This is a genomic window from Saccharopolyspora oryzae (assembly GCF_027853915.1).
Classification (GTDB): domain Bacteria; phylum Actinomycetota; class Actinomycetes; order Mycobacteriales; family Pseudonocardiaceae; genus Saccharopolyspora; species Saccharopolyspora oryzae.
Window position 1 is genome coordinate 187,128 of the sequence record NZ_JAQGLA010000003.1, and the last position, 20,608, is coordinate 207,735.

The 20,608-nt window shown below is 71.0% G+C and carries 21 protein-coding genes; 12 read left to right on the forward strand and 9 right to left on the reverse strand.

The features are described 5' to 3' along the window. Positions 1-102 precede the first annotated feature (102 nt). The 4 genes from OU415_RS03435 to OU415_RS03450 form a co-directional block, all read right to left on the reverse strand. Complete coding sequence (locus tag OU415_RS03435) at positions 103-1,071, reverse strand: hypothetical protein (RefSeq protein ID WP_270947035.1); 969 nt, start codon at positions 1,069-1,071, stop codon at positions 103-105. A 43-nt stretch (positions 1,072-1,114) separates the two neighbouring features. Further along, positions 1,115-1,636 carry a hypothetical protein gene (locus OU415_RS03440; RefSeq protein WP_270947037.1) on the reverse strand — a complete coding sequence of 174 codons (522 nt, stop codon included), beginning with the start codon at positions 1,634-1,636 and terminating at the stop codon, positions 1,115-1,117. Between the two features lie 327 nt (positions 1,637-1,963). After that, positions 1,964-2,641, reverse strand: coding sequence for an LON peptidase substrate-binding domain-containing protein (locus OU415_RS03445; RefSeq protein ID WP_270947120.1), 678 nt, complete (start codon positions 2,639-2,641; stop codon positions 1,964-1,966). Positions 2,642-2,949: 308 nt separating this feature from the next. Further along, entirely contained in the window at positions 2,950-3,600 is a 651-nt protein-coding gene (locus OU415_RS03450; RefSeq protein WP_270947121.1) for an NUDIX hydrolase, read from the reverse strand. A 152-nt stretch (positions 3,601-3,752) separates the two neighbouring features. Here OU415_RS03450 and nadA point away from each other — a divergent pair, with 152 nt between their 5' ends. From nadA to nadC, 3 genes are read left to right on the forward strand one after another with little or no spacing between them, the layout of a single operon-like run. Next, on the forward strand, positions 3,753-4,769 hold the full coding sequence (gene nadA, locus OU415_RS03455; protein ID WP_270947038.1) for a quinolinate synthase NadA: 1,017 nt from the start codon (positions 3,753-3,755) through the stop codon (positions 4,767-4,769). Further along, a complete protein-coding gene (locus OU415_RS03460; RefSeq protein WP_270947039.1) occupies positions 4,766-6,370 on the forward strand; it encodes an L-aspartate oxidase in 1,605 nt (534 codons plus the stop codon). Before nadA ends, OU415_RS03460 begins: the two co-directional genes overlap by 4 nt. After that, entirely contained in the window at positions 6,367-7,215 is an 849-nt protein-coding gene (nadC, locus tag OU415_RS03465; RefSeq protein WP_270947040.1) for a carboxylating nicotinate-nucleotide diphosphorylase, read from the forward strand. The genes OU415_RS03460 and nadC overlap by 4 nt, the downstream gene beginning before the upstream one ends. Positions 7,216-7,279: 64 nt before the next feature. Here nadC and OU415_RS03470 read toward each other — a convergent pair whose 3' ends face one another. Beyond that, positions 7,280-7,855 (reverse strand): Uma2 family endonuclease, encoded by a 576-nt coding sequence (locus tag OU415_RS03470; protein WP_270947041.1) that lies wholly within the window; start codon positions 7,853-7,855, stop codon positions 7,280-7,282. Between the two features lie 172 nt (positions 7,856-8,027). On the opposite strand from OU415_RS03470, the gene OU415_RS03475 reads away from it, so the two are divergent. Then, a complete protein-coding gene (locus tag OU415_RS03475) occupies positions 8,028-8,951 on the forward strand; it encodes a CPBP family glutamic-type intramembrane protease (protein ID WP_270947042.1) in 924 nt (307 codons plus the stop codon). A gap of 9 nt (positions 8,952-8,960) precedes the next feature. Here OU415_RS03475 and OU415_RS03480 read toward each other — a convergent pair whose 3' ends face one another. Further along, positions 8,961-9,776 (reverse strand): SAM-dependent methyltransferase, encoded by an 816-nt coding sequence (locus tag OU415_RS03480; protein ID WP_270947043.1) that lies wholly within the window; start codon positions 9,774-9,776, stop codon positions 8,961-8,963. Positions 9,777-9,919: 143 nt separating this feature from the next. Next, positions 9,920-10,711 carry a carbon-nitrogen hydrolase family protein gene (locus OU415_RS03485; protein ID WP_270947044.1) on the reverse strand — a complete coding sequence of 264 codons (792 nt, stop codon included), beginning with the start codon at positions 10,709-10,711 and terminating at the stop codon, positions 9,920-9,922. A gap of 61 nt (positions 10,712-10,772) precedes the next feature. On the opposite strand from OU415_RS03485, the gene OU415_RS03490 reads away from it, so the two are divergent. Beyond that, entirely contained in the window at positions 10,773-11,399 is a 627-nt protein-coding gene (locus OU415_RS03490; protein WP_270947045.1) for a GntR family transcriptional regulator, read from the forward strand. 46 nt (positions 11,400-11,445) lie between these two features. Here the strand turns inward: OU415_RS03490 and OU415_RS03495 are convergent, their stop codons facing one another. Further along, entirely contained in the window at positions 11,446-12,735 is a 1,290-nt protein-coding gene (locus OU415_RS03495; protein WP_270947046.1) for an MFS transporter, read from the reverse strand. 99 nt (positions 12,736-12,834) lie between these two features. Here OU415_RS03495 and OU415_RS03500 point away from each other — a divergent pair, with 99 nt between their 5' ends. The 7 genes from OU415_RS03500 (at position 12,835) to OU415_RS03530 (ending at position 19,141) form a co-directional block, all read left to right on the forward strand. After that, a complete protein-coding gene (locus tag OU415_RS03500; RefSeq protein WP_270947047.1) occupies positions 12,835-13,512 on the forward strand; it encodes a DUF2848 domain-containing protein in 678 nt (225 codons plus the stop codon). 147 nt (positions 13,513-13,659) lie between these two features. Beyond that, entirely contained in the window at positions 13,660-15,249 is a 1,590-nt protein-coding gene (locus OU415_RS03505) for an ABC transporter substrate-binding protein (RefSeq protein WP_270947048.1), read from the forward strand. Further along, positions 15,246-16,220, forward strand: a complete 975-nt coding sequence (locus OU415_RS03510) for an ABC transporter permease (RefSeq protein ID WP_270947049.1) — start codon at positions 15,246-15,248, stop codon at positions 16,218-16,220. The genes OU415_RS03505 and OU415_RS03510 overlap by 4 nt, the downstream gene beginning before the upstream one ends. After that, positions 16,213-17,103, forward strand: a complete 891-nt coding sequence (locus tag OU415_RS03515) for an ABC transporter permease (protein WP_270947050.1) — start codon at positions 16,213-16,215, stop codon at positions 17,101-17,103. Before OU415_RS03510 ends, OU415_RS03515 begins: the two co-directional genes overlap by 8 nt. A 229-nt stretch (positions 17,104-17,332) precedes the next feature. Then, positions 17,333-18,277, forward strand: coding sequence for an ABC transporter ATP-binding protein (locus tag OU415_RS03520; RefSeq protein WP_270947051.1), 945 nt, complete (start codon positions 17,333-17,335; stop codon positions 18,275-18,277). Further along, entirely contained in the window at positions 18,271-18,915 is a 645-nt protein-coding gene (locus tag OU415_RS03525) for an ABC transporter ATP-binding protein (RefSeq protein WP_270947052.1), read from the forward strand. The genes OU415_RS03520 and OU415_RS03525 overlap by 7 nt, the downstream gene beginning before the upstream one ends. A gap of 67 nt (positions 18,916-18,982) precedes the next feature. Beyond that, positions 18,983-19,141: a hypothetical protein gene (locus OU415_RS03530; RefSeq protein ID WP_270947053.1), complete on the forward strand. Its 159-nt coding sequence runs from the start codon at positions 18,983-18,985 to the stop codon at positions 19,139-19,141. A 126-nt stretch (positions 19,142-19,267) separates the two neighbouring features. Here OU415_RS03530 and OU415_RS03535 read toward each other — a convergent pair whose 3' ends face one another. Then, positions 19,268-20,542, reverse strand: coding sequence for a hemolysin family protein (locus OU415_RS03535; protein ID WP_270947054.1), 1,275 nt, complete (start codon positions 20,540-20,542; stop codon positions 19,268-19,270). Between the last annotated feature and the right edge of the window lie 66 nt (positions 20,543-20,608).

Here is a 20,608-nt window from a genome sequence, read left to right on the forward strand (position 1 = left end):
CCCGGCGCTGATCGGCCCAAGTCGGCGGGTGTTCAGTCGACGCTGGTGCGGTGGGTGAACGCGGTCCCCGGCTCTTGAGCAGAGCCGGGGCGCGGTTCTCCGTCATTCTGCGCGGAAGGATCCGGTCAGCTGGTCGAGCTGGTCGCCGGTGAAGGCACCTTCCACTTCCTGGTCCGCGGCGGCGATGAGGACCACGGAGCTCTGCCCGTCGTTGTTCGTCGCCACCACGCTCGCCAGCACCGTCGCCGAGTCGCACTGGCCCGGGGCGGGCAGCGTCACGCGCGCGGTGACGCGGACCGCGGGGATGTTGCCGGGCAGCTGGATCTGCTCCGGCGCGCCGGTCTCGACCACGGGCGCGACGCCGTCGCGGGTGTGGGCCAGCTCGATGAACTTGGCCAGCGTCTGGGTGGCGACCGTGGTGTCGTCCGGTCCGTAGCGGGCGCTCACGCCCGAGGTCGCGCGGTAGCTGTTGGAGTCGCCGGGGCAGAAGCCGGCCTGGTAGTCGGCCACGCCTCTCAAGGTCACCGGGTCCTCCGGCGGGCCGTAGGCGTGGAGCCCATCCGGATCGGGATCCAGCTCCCACTCCATCGGCACGTCGTAGAGCGCGGTCTTCCTGGGCGCCCGCACCACCTGCCAGCCCGGGACCACCGGCGGCAGGTCCGGGTTGGCCGCGGTCGGCTGCGTGGTGGGGGTGCTCTGGGAGGTGGTCGGCTTCGCGGTCGGCTGCGGTGCCGCTTCGTCGCTGCTGCCGGGGACGAGCACGACGATCGTGGTGACGATGGCGATCACGACCACCACGCCGAGCACGATCGCGGCGATCACCGGGCCCCGGCTCTTCTTCGGCGGCGTCGGGAAACCGCTCATCATGCCCGGGTACTGCGGCTGTTGGTACTGAGCCTGCTGGAACTGCGGCTGCTGGTACTGCGGCTGCTGGAACTGCGGCTGTTGCGGCTGGCCGAAGCCTTGGTACTGCCCGCCGGGCTGCTGGGGACTGCCCATCGGCTGGCCGGCCAGCGGAGCGTGCTGCTGACCGTTCGGATCGGAACCCCATGGACCACCAGGTGAGGACATGCGGGTGATCCTATCCAGCCCTCCGGCGCTGATCGGCCCAGGATCAGGAGCCGTATCCACCGTCGTGCCAGGTGGCGTGCACATCGCCGTCCACGTTGTCGTAGTGCATCGTGATCGGCTGACTGGTCTCCGGCATCGTGAACAGGATGTCCGCGACGAGCACGTTCGAGGTCGCGTCACCAGCGTTGCCGATCGGCGTGCGCTCCGGGATCCAGTTCTCCAACGAGTACGGATCTGTCACGGCCGGGGACTCCGACGCTACGACCTTCTCGCCTCCGACCTCCAGCGACCACTCGTTGCGGAGGATGATGTCGCGCCCTCCGTAGGCGTTGAAGTACACGTGCACCTTGTAGCCGCCGCGCGAGGAGTCGTATACCGGTGCGTCCGCGGTGAGCGCGATCCAGCCCGGGTACTTGTTGACGTAGTTGAGGATGTAGCCGAACTCGTACACCGTCGACAGGTCGTCGGGGACGAAGTCCGCCGGCTGCGCATCCGGGATCGGTGCCCGCCCGGTGGAGGTCGGTGCTTCCGTCGCGTCGGAGCTCGTCGGGGTTGGTTCCGCCACCGATGTCGTGGATGTGCGCGGGGAAGGAGCCGCGGGTGTCGCTGGACTGAACGGAATCTCCAGCTTCCCGCCGCTGCAGGCGGTCGAAAGGAACAGGGTGCAGCAGGCCACGCCGATAGCAGCGGTTGAACGGAGCTTCATGAGTCCGCGCTCTTCTCTTGAGTTTGGTGGTCAACAGGGTTTGAGACTGTTTCCGGTCGTGCCCGGTTCCACCTGGAATGCGGACGAAGGTCACAGTCGTCGCTGCAGGGGACGACCGTTGACGTGTGACTCCTGCTGGGGGCCGCCACCGGCGCCGCCGCGCGAACCGGCCAGCGGAGGCAGATCTCAGTTGACGCTGGTGCCCTGGGTGAACTCGGTGAGCGGGGCCGGCACCGCTCGGAGCTCGCGGAGGAATTCCGCTTCGCGCAGCAGCAACCGGCGGACCAGGCGAAGCCGTGCCAGCGGGTCGGTTTCGGCGAGCAGGTCCTGCCGGTCCTCCACGGTCAGCACGCAGTCGTCGGCGAGCAAGTAGGACAGATCGGCGATTTCGGCGTCCGCGCCGGGGGTTTCGCGGCGGCCGCCGCGCAGGCCGGTGGAGTGGTAGCGCTGGTGCGCCGCGCGGGCGGTGCTCGTCAGGTGCTCGCGGCGGCCGGGCGAGTCGCTGGCCGGTTCGGTGTCCGGCAGCCACTGGACGTTCGCGACGAGGTAGGGCGCGGTGGTGCTGTCGATCTGCAGCAGCCGGAACCGCCGCTCGCCCGCGGCGCTGACGTCGTAGCGCCCGCCGGGCAGCTGGCGGACGTCGTCCAGCAACGCGGAGCACCCGACGTCGTACATCGAGTCCACGTTGTCCTCGCCGACCTCCCAGCCCTGCTTGATGGCGACCACGCCGAACCTGCGGTCGGGCACGGATTCGCCGACGAGGTCTTCGACCAGCTGCCGGTAGCGCGGTTCGAAGACGTGCAGCGGCAGGTGGCCGCCCGGCAGCAACACCGACCCCAGCGGGAACAACGGCAAGACGTCCAACACGCCCCCAACCTAACTGCCCACCATCCCGACCGCACCGCCTCATCGACATCCCCGCAGGTCACCGGGGCGGGATCAGGAGGTGGTTCTCGGCGCATGTTGTTCGTCCTGGCCTTTGTCTTTGATGCGCCGTCAGGCGCATAGCCCACGCTCGCAGCTTGCGCCGCCGCGGGTTCTCAGCGTTCGCCTGGCGAGGACGGCCCGACTGCCGTGTATTGGCATACATCAAGTCGGGCACCCGGAGTCCAGGCGGGCGCTGAGGTTCCGCTACCGGCACCGCCACGCAGAACGACCACGAAATCAATCCTCTAGCTCGGCGGGCGGAAGACGGCGAAGGGGTCGGTTACCTGGAGATCGCGGCTGGTGAAGCGGAACAGGGCCGGGGGTCGGCCGCCGGAGGGGCCGGCCGGGACGGTGCGGCCGGTGGGTTCCAGGGCGCCGCGGCGGGTCAGGACGCGCTGCAGGTTGGTCGACGCGACCTGGTAGCCGAGCGCGGCGGAGTAGATGTCGCGCAGTTCGGAGACGGTGAACTCGGCGGGGGCCAGCGCGAAGCCGATGTTGGTGTAGGACAGCTTGGCGCGCAGCCGGTCCCGGACCGCCAGCACGATCTGCTCGTGGTCGAAGGCCGTCGGCGGGAGGGCTTCGACGGCGTGCCACTGGGTGTCGGCGGGGACCTCGGGGTCGACGTCGGAGGGCACCAGTCCGAGGAACGCGGTGGCCACCACGCGGCGGTCGGGGACCCGGTCCGGGGCGCTGAACACCGACAGCTGCTCGACGTGGGAGAGCTTGTGCACGTCGACCTTCTCGGCCAGCTGGCGGCGGATCGAGGTCTCCACGTCCTCGGTGGCCGACAGCCGCCCGCCGGGCAGCGACCAGCGGTGCAGGTCCGGTTCCTGGGCGCGCTGCCAGAGCATCACCTGCAGGTGGCCGTCGCGGACTTGGAGCACCCCGGCCAGCACTTCGTGACCAGCGTCGCTCCCTTTCGGGGGATGAGCGGTGTTAGTATGTGGCACGTTTTCGATTCTAAGGCGAAAACCTCGGAGCCGTTGAGCCGGGGTGTTGAACGGACCTTCCGGACGAGCTGCCCGGGGGATCCGGCGAGGAGGACGACATGGCCGCTACTGCCACTTGGGAGCGGACCGACGCCGGTTACACGGGAGTCCGGCCCGACGCAGACTGGGCCCGCGAAGTGCGCGCGCTCGCCGACGAGCGGGACGCGGTGCTGCTGGCGCACAACTACCAGCTGCCGGAGATCCAGGACGTCGCCGACCACACCGGGGACTCGCTGGCGCTGAGCCGGATCGCGGCCAGCAGCAGCGCGAGCACGATCGTCTTCTGCGGCGTGCACTTCATGGCCGAGACCGCCAAGATCCTCGGCCCGGAGAAGACGGTGCTGATCCCCGACGAGCGCGCGGGCTGCTCGCTGGCCGACTCGATCACCGCCGAGCAGCTGCGCGAGTGGAAGGCCGAGCACCCGGGCGCGGTCGTGGTGTCCTACGTGAACACCACCGCCGAGGTGAAGGCGGAGACCGACATCTGCTGCACGTCCTCCAACGCGGTCGACGTGGTGCGCTCCATCCCGGCCGACCGCGAGGTGCTGTTCTGCCCGGACCAGTTCCTCGGCGCGCACGTCAAGCGCGAGACCGGCCGGGACAACCTGCACATCTGGGCCGGGGAGTGCCACGTGCACGCCGGCATCAACGGCCCGGAGCTGGCCGAGCGCGCGGCTGCGAACCCGGACGCGGACCTGTTCATCCACCCGGAGTGCGGCTGCGCGACCTCGGCGCTGTACCTGGCGGGGGAGGGCATCGTCGAACAGGAGCGGGTGAAGATCCTGTCCACCGGCGACATGCTGACCGCCGCGCGCGACACCGGTGCGCGCTCGGTGCTGGTCGCCACCGAGGTCGGGATGCTGCACCAGCTGCGCAAGGCCGCGCCGGAGATCGACTTCCGCGCGGTCAACGACCGGGCCTCCTGCCGGTACATGAAGATGATCACCCCGGCCGCCCTGCTGCGCTGCCTGCGCGAGGGCGCCGACGAGGTGCACGTGCCCACCGACGTCGCCGACCGCGCGCGGGCCTCGGTGGAGCGGATGATCGCCATCGGCAAGCCCGGAGGCGGCGAATGACCTGGGAAGCGGGCGCTGACCTGCTCGTCGTCGGCACCGGTGTCGCGGGCATGACCGCGGCGCTGCGGGCACGCGAGCTGGGACTCCGGGTGCTGGTGGTCAGCAAGGATTCGGTGTCGGCGGGCAACACGAGCTGGGCGCAGGGCGGCATCGCCGTGGTCCGGCCCGACGAGCTCGACCCGGGCGACAGCCTCAGCAAGCACGTCGAGGACACGTTGACCGCGGGCGTAGGGCTGTGCTCGCGCCAGGCGGTGCGGCAGATCCTGTCCGACGGTGCGGCGGCGATCGCGCGACTGCGCGCGGCCGGTGCCCGCTTCGACGCCGGAGCGGACGGCGAGCTGGCGCGGACCCGCGAAGGCGGGCACAGCGCGTTCCGCGTGATCCACGCGGGCGGCGACGCCACCGGCGCGGAGGTCCAGCGCGCGCTGACCGGTGCGGTGCGCGGTGGCGGGATTCCGGTGCTGGAGCAGCATTGCGTGGTCGAGCTGCTGCGCGGCGAGGACGGTTCGGTCGCGGGTGCGCTCGCGATGGACTCCGAGAGCAGGCCGGGAGTGCTGCGCGCACCCGCGGTTCTGCTGGCCACGGGCGGTCTCGGGCAGCTCTACGCGGCTACGACGAATCCCGATGTGTCCACTGCGGACGGTGTGGCGCTGGCCCTGCGGGCCGGTGCCACCGTGGCGGACCTGGAGTTCGTGCAGTTCCACCCGACGGTGCTCTACACGCCGGGCGGGCCGCGCGGTCGGCGTCCGTTGATCACCGAGGCGGTGCGCGGCGAGGGCGCGGTGCTGGTCGACGTGAACGGCCAGCGCGTCATGGCCGGTGAGCACCCGCTGGAGGACCTCGCGCCGCGCGACGTCGTGTCGGCGGCGATCAACCGCCGTGCCGCGGAAACCGGGTCGGAGCACGTGTTCCTGGACGCGACCAGCATCGGCCCCGGGTTCGCCGAGCGGTTCCCGACGGTGCACGCGGCCTGCCGGGAGGCCGGGATCGACCCGGTGCGCGAACCGATCCCGGTGGCCAGCGCCGCGCACTACTCCTGCGGCGGTGTGATGTCCAGCGTGGACGGACGGACCTCGGTGGCGGGTCTCTACGCGGCGGGCGAGGTGGCCTGCACGGGGTTGCACGGCGCGAACCGGCTGGCGTCCAACAGCCTGCTGGAAGGGCTCGTCGTCGGGGCCCGAGCAGCCGAGGCGGTGGCCAAGGACCTGTGCTGCGGCCTGCTGAACCGCAAGCCGGTCGGCGAGTTCGTCCAGCCCGCGCTCGCGGTGGTCGACCGCGAGCTGCTGCAGTCCACGATGAGCAGGCACGCGGGCATCGGGCGCTCCGAAGAGGGGCTGGCCGCGGCCACCAAGGCGCTGGACGAGGCGGCGGTGGTCCGTCCACTTCGGACGCGCGAAGCCGTCGAGGACGCGTCGTTGCTGATGACGGCGCAGACGCTGCTGGCCGCGGCCCGGCAGCGCGCCGAGTCGCGCGGCTGCCACCGGCGCACGGACTTCCCGGACACCGACGACCTGCGCTGGCGGCGCAGCACGGTGTTCCGGCTGGACGCCTCGGGTTGGCTCATCCACACCACGGCCGGGATTGCGAGGACCGCGGCATGACCATCGACATCGACGACGCGCGCGAAGTGGTGCGCACCGCGCTGGCTGAAGACCTGCGCTACGGACCGGACGCGACCACTGAGGCGACGGTCCCGGCCGACGCGATCGCGGAAGCCGGGTTCAACACCCGCCGGGCCGGGGTGGTCGCCGGGCTGCCGCTGGTGCGGCTGGTGCTCGACGAAGTGCTGGGCGCGGACGCCTACGCGGTGCTGTCCGAGCGCGCCGACGGCGACGTGCTGGCGCCGGGCGACTGCGTGCTGCGGGTGAAAGCCCCGGTCCGCGGCCTGCTCACGGCCGAGCGCACGGCGCTGAACCTGCTGTGCCACCTGTCCGGCATCGCCACCGCGACCGCGGCGTGGGTCGAGGCGGTGGCGGGCACCGGCTGCCGCATCCGCGACAGCCGCAAGACCCTGCCCGGCCTGCGGGTGCTGCAGAAGTACGCGGTCCGCTGCGGTGGCGGCGTGAACCACCGCATGGGCCTGGGCGATGCGGTGCTGATCAAGGACAACCACGTGGTGGCGGCCGGTTCGGCGGTCGCCGCGGTGCGGGCCTGCCGGGAGTACGCCCCGGACCTCCCGATGGAGGTCGAGGTGTCCACGTTGGACGAGCTGGACGAGGTCCTGGCCGAGGACGTGTCCCTGGTCCTCCTGGACAACTTCACCCCGGACCAGTGCGCGGAAGCCGTCCGCCGGGTCCGCTCGGTCTCGCCGGAGACGGAGCTGGAGGCCTCCGGCGGCCTGACCCTCGACGTGGCCAGCGCCTACGCCCGGACCGGAGTCCACTACCTGGCGGTAGGAGGCCTGACCCACTCCTCCCCAGCCCTGGACCTCGGCCTCGACATGTGAGTCCGACGTGCTCCAGGCGTAGGAGCATGCCTGAGCGGGCATCGCGTGCTATCGCGATGCCCGCTCAGAACAAATCATCGAAGTCGATGGTGAGATCCACAGGGGCTGATACCGCCAGCTTGTCGACATCGGCCCCGGCAGACGCGTAGAGCTTCGTCGTGGGATCCAAGCGGTAGCGGAACACGGTCAGGCGCCGGTCGTCCTGGGCATCGCTCTCGATGCGCCAGAAGTGCTCGATTCCTGCGGCTGCGTATTCGGCTGGCTTGTCGGTTCGGTCTGCGGTGACCGAACCCGGTGACATCACCTCGACGACCAGCAGGCAGTGCTGCGGGCGGAGTACGACGTCGTCGGGGAGCGCGGAGTCGTAGACGACGATGTCCGGCCGGCGGTTGAGCAGCGGAACGTCTCGCAGTCGGAGGTCGACGTCCGTGTCGACGGTCAGTTCGGGGCCTGCAGCGTGCTCGAGCTCGCCTGCTAGCCGGCGAGCGATCCTCTGGTGCAAGCGTCGGGGTGCGGGGGTCACGACGATGGCTCCATCGACAATTTCGATGCGGCGGCACACTTCTTCGGGCAGCGCCTCGTACTCCGTTGCGCTCAGCCCTTCAGGTGGAAGCGCCATCCAGTCGGGAAGCGCGGTCATTGTCGAGCCCCTCTCCCTGCGAGTACTGGACCAGCGTAGCCATTGCGCCCCGTCGTCGGGGATCATGCGCGGCAGAGCCTTCACCTGTGGTGACGAGACATTACCTTGCGTGACTAGTGCTCGGATGGTCGGGGAGGATCCAGGAATGGTGGATGGTCGAGGAGAACCTTCTGTGAGCACTGCGCAGTCTGATCAAGGGCTTCCTTCGGCGTTGTTGGGCGGGATCGGCCGGGCTCGGCGGCCCAGCGGGCCGGTCGTCGGGTTGGTCGTCGTCGTGGTTTGCCTCGTCATCGGGCAGACCGCGGGGGCGCTCGTGCTGGCTCCGGTGTTCGGGGTTCCGATCGGGGCGCTGGCCCGTGGGCGGGCGTATCTGGCCGCCCAGCTCGCGATGCTGTTCAGCTTCCTCGGCGTCGTCGGGATGCTCGCGCTGTGGATCCGGATCAAGGAGCGGCGGCCGTTCGGCAGCGTCGGGTTCTTCCCCGCTTCGCGCGTCGGTGCGCACCTGGGGATCGGCGCGGCCGTCGCAGTGGTGCTGTTGGGCGTGCCGGTCGGCGTGAACCTCCTCAGCGGGCAGTTCGACATCGGGGCGGTGCACGTCGCGCAGGTGGGAGGGGCTTTCATCGCGCTCATCGGGTTCGCCGTGCAGGCCAGCACCGAGGAGGTCATCACCCGCGGCTACCTGATGCAGGTGACCTACCGGAAGTGGGGCCTGGCGGCTGCGGTCGTCCTGCAGGCCGTGGTGTTCTCGCTGCTCCACGGCATCAACCCGAACGTGAGCGCGGTGGCCCTGATCAACATCCTGCTGATCGCGCTGCTCCTGGCGTTCTGGGCGCTCGCCGAGGGCAGTCTGTGGGGCGTGTGCGCCTTCCACGCGGTGTGGAACTGGCTCCAGGGCAACGTCTACGGCATCGAGGTGTCCGGCATGGGCGTCCAGACGACGATGCTCAGCATCGGCGGCAGCCCGGGAAGCGCCGAGCTGCTCACCGGCGGCGGCTTCGGCATCGAAGCCAGTCTGCTCACCACTGCCGTCCTCGCCATCGGCACGGCCCTTGCCTACTTCGCCTACCGCCGCCGCGCCCGATCAGCAACTAGGTGAAGCTGCGGGTCAGGGCTTGCGTCCCAGCCCTGCCAGCGTGGTGGTGTCGTGCTGTGCGAGCTCCGGGGCCTCGGTGCGCCACTGGCCGGACCGGATCACCCCCGGGTCCACCAGCTCCAGGCCGGTGAAGTAGCCGGCGATCTCCTCCGGCGTGCGGTGGTTGTACGGGATCGCCCCGGACTCCGCATAGCGCCGGGCCGCGTCCACCGCCACGGGGTCGCTGTCGTCGACGTCGAACAGCGCCAGGTAGGAGCCCGACGGCAGCGCCGCCAGCAACGTGTCCACAATGGATCGCGCTCGGGAGTATTCGGGGATCAGACCCATGATTCCGAACAGGATCAGGGCCACCGGGCGGTCGAAGTCCAGTGCTTCGCGGGCGCCCTCGACGATCGTCTCGGGTTCGCGGACGTCGGCGTGGATGTACCGGGTCGCCCCCTCCGGCGTGCTCGTCAGCAGCGCGCGGGCGTGGGCCAGCACGAGCGGATCGTTGTCGACGTAGACGATCCGGCTCTCCGGGGCGGCCCGCTGCGCGATCTCGTGGGTGTTCTCCGCGGTCGGCAGGCCGGTGCCGACGTCCAGGAACTGCCGCACCCCGCACTCGGCGACCAGGTGCCGGACCATCCGCCCCAGGCAGCCCCGGCTGGCCTGCGCCGCCGCCCGCATCCCCGGGAACACCTGCAGGAACTCCTCACCAGCGGCGCGGTCGACCGCGTAGTGGTCCTTGCCGTCGAGCCAGAAGTTCCAGACGCGGGCCGCGTGCGGCACGGTGGTGTCCATCTCGTCGGAAGCGGACCCCCGTATCTGGACATCCTCGGAATCGGGCATGCCGGGTTCTCCCTGAAAGCACTGGACGGCTGCTGACGGCTACTGTTTACCGCACTTTCGTCATGTGCTGCAGGGCATCTGGCAAAAGGGGTGAGTGGAGGGCGCCATTCGCCGAAGCTGGCGAAAGGCGCCCTCCGCCTCGTTCAGAAGCGGCGGTTGGTCAGGACCGGGATCGCTTGGCGGGCCTGGTCGACGGTGGCCGTGTCGACGTCGACGACCAGGACGTCCGGGGCGTCGGCGAGCTGGGCGTGGATCTGGCCGAACGGGGTGGCCGCGAGGCTGTAGCCGATGCCGGTGGGGGCCTTGCCGGACGGTTCGCGGCCGATGCTGCGCGGGTCGGCCTGGCCGCAGGCCACCACCCAGGACGTCGAGTCCAGGGCGCGGGCCCGGACCAGGAGTTCCCACTGCTCGCGCTTGCCCTCGCCCGAGCCCCAGGAGGCCGAGGTGACGATCACCGACGCGCCGCGGTCGGCCAGCGCGGTGTAGAGGCCGGGGAAGCGGACGTCGTAGCAGGTCGTGAAGCCGACCTTGGTGCCGTCGAGGTCCACCACGACCGGTTCCGCGCCGGGGGCGACGGTGTCGGACTCGGCGAAGCCGAAGGCGTCGAAGAGGTGGATCTTGTCGTAGGCGGTGTCGATGCCGCGGCCGGTGATCAGCAGCGTGTTGGTGACCCGGCCGTCGTCAGCCGGGGTGAACATGCCGGCCACCACCGCGATGCCGGCCTCGTCGGCCAGCCTCCGCACCTCGGTGGCCCACGGCCCGTCCAGCGGTTCGGCCAGCGGGCCGAGCTTGACGCCGAAGCAGGCCATCGTCGCTTCCGGGAACACCGCGAGGTCCGCCCCGGCTTCAGCAGCCCGGCGCACGCCGTCGGCCACCAGCTCGAGGTTCGCCTTCGGGTCCGGGCCGGTGACGATCTGGCACAGCGCAATCCGCATGAGAATCCTCCACAACCGTTACGATGTTTGTATACCAGCGATATGCAAGAAGGGGTACTCGTTGCCGTCCGGACGCGAACTCGCCTACGACCACCTCAAGGACACCGTCCTCAGCGACCCGTCGATGCAGGGGCTGTTCGTCAACGAACAGGCCCTGGCCGACGAGATCGGGGTGTCCCGCACGCCGATCCGCGAGGCGCTGCTCCTGCTCGCCGCCGAGGAGCTGGTGCAGCTGGTGCCCAAGCGCGGCGCCTACATCGCGCCGGTCGGCGGCCGCGAGATCCGCGAGCTGTTCGAGATCCGGGCCATGATCGAGTGCTACGCCGCGCGGCGCGCCGTCGAGCTCGGCGCGGTGCCGGTGGCGGAGATGCGCGCCGAGATCGACGGTCAGCGCGAGCTCGTCGGCGATGACGAGGCCCGGGCGTTCATCGACCGGGACCACCGCTTCCACTCGGCCCTGGTCCGCGCGGTCGGCAACGACATGCTGAGCAAGACCTACGACGGGCTGCGCGCCCGGCAGATCCGCGCCGGCATCGTGGCCCTGTTCTCCCACGGCGACCGGCGCAAGGCGGTGCTGGTCGAGCACGAGGCGATCGTCGACGCCCTCGAAGCGGGCGACGCGGAAGCCGCCACGGCGGCGATCACCGCCCACCTCTCGGCCACCCAGCAAGTCCTCATCGAGGGCTGAAGCCCCGGAACCCCTCCCGGACGACCTGGAGGGGTTCCAGCGGACTTCACTGCGCGTCGCGGCGTCCGAGGGTGAGGCCGATCAACGTCACCACGCAGGTCGCCAGCAGGTAGAAGGCAGGGGCCATCCAGGTCTCGAAGTGGGCGAACAGCGCCGTGAACAGCAGCGGCGCCAGCGCGCCACCGATCACCCCGGCCAGCGTGTAGGCCAGCGACGATCCGGTCGAGCGCAGTGCAGGGCTGAACTGCTCGGACACGAACGCCGCCTGCGGGCCGTACATGAGCGCGTGCCAGACCAGGCCGACGATCACGCCGATGATCAGCAGCGGCGCCGAACCGCCCTGGACCATCGGGAAGAACACGAACGGCCACACCGCCGCCCCGATCGCGCCCACCGCGTAGACCCGACGACGGCCGAGCCGGTCGGACAGCGCGCCGGCCAGCGGCATAAGGAAGAGCTGCAGCGTCGAGCCGAGCATGACGCCGGTGACCGCCCAGCTCTTGGGCACGTCCAGCTGCTGCGTCGCGTAGGTGAGCACGAAGACCGTGAACAGCGCGTAGAGCACGTCCGGGCCGACGCGGGAGAGGATCGCCGCCACCAGGGCCCGCGGCTCGCGGGTGAAGACCTCGCGCACCGGTGCACCGGCCTGCTCGCCCTTCTCCTGCAGCTCCTTGAAGACCGGGGTCTCCTCCAGCTTCACCCGGATCCACATGCCGAAGATCACCAGCACGGCCGAGAGCAGGAACGCCACCCGCCAGCCCCAGGACATGAACTGCTCCTGGGTGAGCGTCGCGGCCAGCACCGCCAGCACGCCGTTGGCCATCAGGTTGCCCGCAGGCGGGCCGATCTGCGCCGCCGACGCCCAGAACCCGCGGTGCTTGTCGCTGCCGAACTCGCTGGACAGCAGCACCGCGCCGCCCCACTCGCCGCCGATGCCGACGCCCTGGGCGAACCGCAGGATCACCAGCAGAACAGCGCCGAGCGAGCCGACCTGGTCGTGCGTGGGCAGCAGGCCGATGAACACCGTCGAGATGCCGGTGACCAGCAGCGTGATGACCAGGACTTGCTTGCGGCCGAGGACGTCGCCGAGGCGGCCGAAGACGAAGCCGCCGAGCGGTCGGGAGACGTAGCCGACGGCGTAGGTGGAGAACGCCAGCAACGTGCCCGAGAGCGGGTCGTGGCTGGGGAAGAACAGCTGGCCGAACACCAGCGCGGAGGCCACCGAGTAGGCGGCGAAGTCGTACCACTCCAAGGACGTCCCGCTCAGCGACGCGACGAACGCCTTGATCAGGTCCTTGCGGGGTGGCCGCGCGGTGGCGGGGAGGGCTTGAGTCATCGAGGTCCTTGTCGTCCCGACTGGTGGCTTGCCGCGCCGCAGCGCGGGAAGTTGTGATACGAAATGTATACAACAGGTATGCCGGTCTTGGAGGGGATTGTGTTTCCACTGCGTTTCGATGTCAACGGCGAAACCGTCGAGGTGTCGGTGACGACGCTGCTCAACGGCGGCTACGCCGGCCGCAGCCAGGACGACGTGGCCGCGCACGTCGCCGAGCTGGCCGAGCTCGGGGTGCCCGCGCCGACCAGCACGCCCTGCCTGTACCCGGTCGCGCCGTACCTGGCGATGCAGCCCGACGAGGTCCCGGTGCAGCACGAGCGCACCTCCGGTGAGGCGGAGTGGGCGCTGGTCGTCGCCGGGCCGGAGGAGCGCGACGTGCTGCTCACGGTGGCATGCGACCACACGGACCGGGCGCTGGAGGTGCACGGCGTCGCGTGGAGCAAGCAGGCCGGGCCCGACGTGCTGGGACGCCAGGCGTGGCGGCTGGTCGACGTCGCCGACCGCATCGACGAGCTCACCCTGACCGCCTGGGCGGGCGGCGAGAAGATCCAGCAGGGCACCCTGGCGGAACTGCTCTCGCCCCAGTACTGGCTCGACGACCTGCGGGAACGCGGCCTGCTGAAGCCGGGCACCGTGCTGCTGTCCGGCACCATCCCGATGGACTCGGCGGTCGACCAGTTCGCCGACTCCTGGCGCGTGGAGCTCGGCGACCCGAAGACCGGCGCCACCATCGCCTGCGAGTACCGGCTCGACCGCATGCCCGACCCGGTGGCCTGAGGGCGGCGGCCCCGTGCGCGTTTTGCGGGGTTATGACCCCGGAAAGTGCGCACGGGGCAACTGGGCGGATCATTCCGGTAAGGGAGTTTGGCGAGGAACCTCTCAACCTTGTTGATAAAGATTTGCAGCAGTGCTTAGAGTTCAGCAGTGCTGAATCGTCGTGGCCTGCTGGTGGCCGTCCCCGTCGCGTTGACCCTGCTCGGTGCCGGTTGCGCCGCGCCGACCCCGCCGGGGTCCGGGGATCCCGGTTCGATTCTGCTCGCCGACAGCTTCGAGCCGGAGAGCCTGAACCCGCTGCTCGGCTACGGTGCAGAGGGCGCGTCCAAGTTCTACGACGGCCTGCTGGCTTTCGACGGCCGTTCCGAACTCCGGCCTGCGCTGGCCGCTGAAGCACCGCAGTCCTCCCCGGACGCCAAGACCTGGACCGTGAAGCTGCGCGACGGCGTGCGCTTCCACGACGGCACCCCGTTCGACGCCGAGGACGTGGTGGCCACCTACGAGGCGGCGATCGATCCGGCCTACGCCTCCACCATCAGCTCGGACTACAGCATGCTCGCCGACGTGCGGGCCCTCGATCCGCACACCGTGCGCTTCGAGCTGAACATCCCGTACTCGGCGTGGCCGTCGAAGCTGGTGCTGGGCATCGTGCCGAACGAGAAGCTGGCCGAGCCGAAGCCGCAGGAGAACTCCGAGCTCAACACCAAGCCCGTCGGCACCGGCCCGTACAAGCTGGTCGACTGGCGGCAGGGCGACCAGATGACCTGGGAGGGCAACGGCGACTACTGGGGCGGCGCCCCGGCCGTCGACAAGGTCACCGTGGTCTTCGCCAAGGACGACAACACCCGCGCCCAGCGCCTGGCCGCCGGCGAGTTCGACGGCACGGTCCTGCCGCCGGTGCTCGCCGAGAGCGTCGCCCGCGACGGGTTCCGCACCGTCCACCACAGCACCGCCGACTACCGCAGCATCGCGCTGCCCAACACCCACCCGGCCGCCGGCGACCCCGCGGTGCGCATGGCGCTGAACCTCGCCGTCAACCGCGAGGGCATGATCAAGGCGCTGGTGGGCGGGCACGGCAAGCCCGCGTACGCGCCGATCCCCGAGTCGATGGGCGCCAGCTTCGAGCCCGCCGCCCGGTTCGACTTCGACCCCGAGCGCGCCAAGAAGCTGCTGGACGAGGCCGGCTGGCGGCCGGGCGCCGACGGCATCCGCGAGCGCAACGGCGTGCGCGCCCAGTTCACCGTCATGTACTTCGCCGACGACAGCCTGCGCAAGGACCTGGCCGTCGCGTTCGCCTCGGACGCCAAGGCGATCGGCATCCAGGTCGACCCCGCCGGGGTGGACCGCTCCGCGGTCGCCGCGCGGATCGGCGACGAGGGCATCGTGCTCGGCGGCGGGAACCCGATCGACCCCGACCCGCAGGCCTACAACAGCATCCACTCCTCGGTGATCGGCACCGGCACCTACAACAACCCCGGCCAGTACCGCAACGCCGAGGTGGACGCCGCGCTCGACGGCGCCCGCCAGGAGCTCGACCCGGGCAAGCGCGCGGAGCTCTACCGGCAGGCCCAGCGCGCCTACGTCGCCGACCCCGGCCTGGTGTACCTGGCCTTCATCGACCACAGCTACGTGATGCGCGAGGGCGGCTGGACCGGCTACCAGCCGTCGATCGAACCGCACGTGCACGGCACCACCTGGGGCCCGTGGTGGAACATCGAGGCCTGGAAGCCGCAGGCATGAGCCGTGCGATCAGCCGGCTGGTGCTGCGGCGGGTCGGGTTCGCGGTGCCGGTGCTGGTGATCGTGGCGCTCGGGGTGTTCCTGCTCGCTGCGGCCTCCCCGTTCGACCCGATCTACCAGTACTACGGCGTGGAGATCTACGGCGCCTCGGACGCCGACGTCGCGCGCGTGCGCGCTGAGCTAGGCCTCGACGATCCCGTGCTGGTGCAGTTCTGGCACTGGCTGAGCGGGGTGTTCGGCGGTGACCTCGGGGTGTCGCGGTCGTTCCGGCAGCCGGTGGCGCAGGTGCTCGCCGAACGACTCCCGTGGACGATCCTGCTGGCCGCGACCGGGCTGGCGCTGGCGGTGGTGATCGCGCTGGTGCTGGGCACGGTCGCCGCGTGGCGGCAGGGCGGCTGGGTGGACCGGTTCGTCACCGCCATCGGCCACGCGCTGGAGGGCCTGCCGCCGTTCGTGCTGGCGCTGCTGTCCATCGCGGTGTTCTCGCTGGGGCTGGGCTGGCTGCCGGTGGCCGGGCTGACCGACGCGGGGCAAGCCGCCTCGATCGGCCAGGTCACCAAGCACCTCGTGCTGCCCGCGCTGGTGCTGGGCATCTCGCAGTCGCCGTGGTTGGTGCTGCACGTCCGGCAGTCGATGCTGACCTCGCTGTCCGAGGACCACGTGACCGGTGCGCGGGCGCGCGGGCTCGCCGAGCGGGTGGTGGTGCTGCGGCACGCGCTGCCGACCGCGCTGCTGCCGTTCGTGACGCTGATCGGTGCGCGGATCCCGGAGCTGGTCACCGGTGCGGTGCTGGTCGAGGAGGTCTTCTCCTGGCCGGGGCTGGCCGCCGCCGTGGTCACCGCCGCGACCGCGGTGGACTACCCGCTGCTGGCGGTCCTGACCCTGGTGGCGACCGCGGCGGTGCTGATCGGATCGCTGCTGGCCGACGTCGCCGCGGTCCTGCTCGACCCGAGGGTGGCCGCCGATGGCTGAGACGACCTTGCGCACGACCGAGGCGGGGCAGTGGCGGCCGGCCGGTCGATCCCGGACCGCCCGGGCGCATCCGAGAGCCCGGTTCTGGGGTTCGCTGGTGGCGCTGGCGGTGCTCGTGCTCGCCGCGTTCGCGGTGCCGGTGCTGTTCGGCAGCGAGTCCGTGCGCTACGACTCGATCCGGCTCGCGCCGAGCCCGGCGCACCCGTTCGGCACCGACTCCAGCGGCCGGGACCTGTTCGTGCAGTCGCTGACAGGGTTGCGGATCTCCTTGCTGGTGGCCGGGTTCAGCGCTCTGGTGTCCACTGTGCTCGGTTCGCTGGTGGGTGCGGTCGCCGGATCCGCAGGCGGGTGGGCGGACCGGTTGCTGATGCGCCTGGTGGACGTCGTCAACTCGGTGCCGCACCTGCTGCTGGGCATCGTGATCGTCGCGCTGTACCGGGGGAGCCTGACCGCGGTGATCCTGTCGATCTCGCTGACGCACTGGACGACGGTGGCGCGCATCGTGCGCTCCGAAGTCCTGTCCCTGCGCAGCCGCCCGTACGTCGACGCCGCGATCGCCGGCGGCTCGTCGCGCTGGCGGATCCTGGTGCGCCACCTGCTGCCCGCGATCGTGCCGCAGGCAGCGCTCTCCGCGGTCCTGCTCGTCCCGCACGCGGTGTGGCACGAAACCGCGCTGAGCTTCCTGGGCCTCGGCCTGCCGCCGCACCTGGCCAGCATCGGCAACATCCTCGGCGACGGCCGCGAGGCGGTCCTGCTGGGTGCGTGGTGGATCGTCCTGTTCCCATCGCTGCTCCTGGTCGCGACCACCCTGGCGGTCTCCGGCCTCGCGGCGACCTGGCGCGACCGGGTAGTCCCCCGACGCCGATCGGAGCTGGCCCTGTGACGACCGGCACCCCTTCCGCTCCGCCGCTTTTGGCCGGCCAAACCACAGTTTCAATTGAAACTGCGAACCCCAGGCACGGCGGATCACAGTTTCAATTGAAACTGCGGGCCTCGGAGCCGCCGGGGTGCGCAAATTCCATTGAAATCGAAGGTCCGATTTCAATGGAATTTGCGGGATCCGGGCCGGGCGACGGGGTTCGGAGCGGGTGCGGAAGTGGGGGAGTTCGGGGATGAGCGAGGCGTTGTTGGGACTGGAGGGGTTGTCCGTTCGGTTCCAGCTGGGGCGGGGGACGCAGGTGCGCGCGGTGACCGACGCGACGCTGCAGCTGCGGCCTGGCCGGGTGCTGGCGCTGGTCGGGGAGTCCGGTTGCGGCAAGTCCGTGCTGGCCTCGGCGCTGCTGGGGCTGCTGCCCGGCAACGCCGAGGTGCGCGGAAAAGCGTTGCTGCGCAACGGGATCGAGCTGCTGTCCGCGCCGGAGCAGGTGCTGGCCGGGCAGGTCCGCGGGCGCGAGGTCGGGCTGGTGCCGCAGTCGGCGAGCACCCACCTGACCCCGGTGCGCACCGCGCGCAGCCAGCTCGTCGAGACCATCCGGGCCCTGGGCGGCGAGACCGACGCCGACGCCCTCGCCGAACGCGTCGGCCTGGACCCCGCCGCCCTCGACCGGTACCCGCACGAGCTGTCCGGGGGCATGGCCCAGCGGGTCGCGCTCGCGCTGGCGCTGGCGGGCGATCCGCAGGTCGTCCTGGCCGACGAGCCGACCACCGGGCTCGACCGGCCGCTGGTGCACCGCACCGTGGACCTGCTCGCCGAGGCCGCCACCGGCGACCGCGCGGTGCTGCTGATCACCCACGACCTGGCCGCGGCCCGACGGGTCGCCACCGACGTCGCGGTGATGTACGCCAGCCGCATCGTGGAGGCCGGACCGGCCGCTGAAGTGCTGGCCGAGCCCTGGCACCCCTACACCGCGGGGCTGCTCGCCGCGCTGCCCGACGGCGGGTTCCGGCCGATCCCCGGCCACCCGCCGGTTCTGACCGAACTGGACCGCATCGAACGGGAATGGGGTTGCGTGTTCTGCCAACGCTGCCCGGACGTGCCCGGCTTCGCGCCGTGCACCGGTGATCCGGAGCTGATCGACCACGGCGGCCGCTGGGTCGCCGCGCACCCGCCGTGCTGAGCGCGACCGGCGTCGTCGCCGGCTACAAGCGCGGCGAACCGGTGCTCGACGGTGTCGGCCTGGACGTGCCCGGCGGCCAGGTGGTCGGCCTGGCCGGCCCCAGCGGCTGCGGCAAGTCGACCCTGGCCAGGGTGCTCGGGCTCCTGCACGAGCCGTGGGCCGGGCAGGTCTCGCTCGACGGCGAGCCCGTCGGCGGGTTCCGGCACGCCACGCCGAGGGAGCAGCGCGCTGCCATCGGCATCGTCTTCCAGCACCCGCGTCCTGCCGTCGACCCGCGGTTCACCTTGCGCGAGGTCGTCGCCGAGCCGCTGCGCGCCACCGGGACCGGCGGCGACGTCGACGAACTGGCGGAGGAGGTCGGGCTGACCCCGGAGCTGCTCACGAGGCGTCCGCACGAGGTCAGCGACGGTCAGCTGCAGCGGGCGTGCCTGGCGCGGGCCCTGGCGCTGCGGCCGGGGTACTTGATCTGCGACGAGATGACCGCGATGCTCGACGCGTCCACCACGGCAGCGTTGGTGCAGGTCGTGGACCGCCGGGTGCGCGAGAGCGGGACCGGCGTGCTCGCGATCAGCTACGACGAGGACCTGCTCGAGCACTGGGCGGCGCACGTGGTTCGCCTCAGTGGTGAGCAGGTGTGACAAGGTGGAGCAGTGCGCGGTTGCGGGGGACCGCTCGGCAAGTGACGACGGACCCTAGGAGTCGACGGTGAGCGAGGGCGAAGGCACCACCTTCATGCAGTGGCGCGAGCGGGCCCAGACCGAGGTGCGCGACGACCGGCCGAAGATGCGCGCGGTCTTCGTGACCGCCGCGGTCGTGGTGGTCATCGGCATCGTGGTCGGAACCCTGTTCCTGCTGCTTTCCTGATCTTCACGACTGTTCCCACCCCCGTCCTGCGCGGCGGATCGGGAACAGGCACTTTGCACACGGGGACGTGCGTGCGGAATCCGGCTGAGCTCGGCTTTCGCACCCACGGCCTGCGGTAGCGCGCGGTCAACCGTCCAGCCTGGTGATCAGCAGCCGGGACACGCGGTGGCCCTCCATGGCCCGGACCGTGAAGCGGTGGCCGAACGCGGTCAGCGAATCGCCCTCCGCCGGGACCCGGCCGAGGCGGCTGACCACGAAACCCGCCACCGTGTCGAACGGCCCGTCCGGCAGGTCGATGCCGGTCTGCTCCGCGAAATCGCTGCGGTGCAGCATGCCGTCGACCTCGACGCTGCCGTCCTCCTTCGCGTGCACGGGCGACGCGCTCGCGTCGTACTCGTCCCAGATCTCGCCGACGACCTCCTCCACCAGGTCCTCGACGGTGACGATGCCCGCCGTCCCGCCGTACTCGTCGACCACCACCGCCAGGTGACCGCCGCCGCGGCGCCGCATCTGCGACAGCGCGGCCAGCACCGGTTTGCTCGCGGGCAGCGCGGTCACCGGCCGGATCAGGTCGCCGACCGTGCGACCGTGCGCGGTGGTCAGCAGGTCGCGGACGTGGATGAAGCCCACGACGTCGTCGGCGGTGTCGCGGATGACGGGGTAGCGGGAGTGCGGTTTGCCCGCGACCTCCTCGATCGCCTCGGCCACCGGCGCGGTCACCTCCAGGAAGTCCACCTCGGTGCGCGGCACCATCACCTCGCCGAGCACCCGGTCGGTGGCCCGGAACGCGTCGCTGAGCAGGCGGCGCTCCTCCACGGTCAGCTGCTCGTTGGTACGCACCATGTCGCGCAGCTCCTCCTCGCTGACCTGCTGCGCGGATGCGCGCGGGTCGATGCCCAGCAGCCGCACCACGCCGTTGGTCGACTTCGACAGCAGCCAGATCACCGGCCGCGACAGGCCCGCCAACCGGTCCAGCACGCCGGCGGTGGCCAGCGAGACCGCCTCGGACTTCTGCAGCGCGAGGCGCTTCGGCACGAGCTCGCCCAGCACCAGCGACAGGTAGGACACGAACAGCGTCACCACGATCAGCGCCAGCGAAGCGGCCAGCGCGATCGGCAGCCCCCACCCGGACAGCACCGGTTCCAGGCGCACCGCGATGGTCGCGCCGCCGTAGCTGGAGGCGAAGAACCCGGCGAAGGTGACGCCGATCTGGACCGCGGAGAGGAACCGGGTGGAGTCGCCGCGCAGCTTCGCGACGCGCGCACCCCGCCGGTCGCGCTCGGCGAGCTTGCGCACCTGGCTCTCGCGCAGCGAGACCAGGGCGATCTCCGCAGCCGCGAAGTACCCGCCGACCAGCACGAACACCAGCACCAGCACGATGTTCCAGACCACGCCGTCCACGCCCTGATTCTCACACCGGCCACGCATCCGCACCGAAGCGTGGATGATGTGCCCAGGATCGGACGG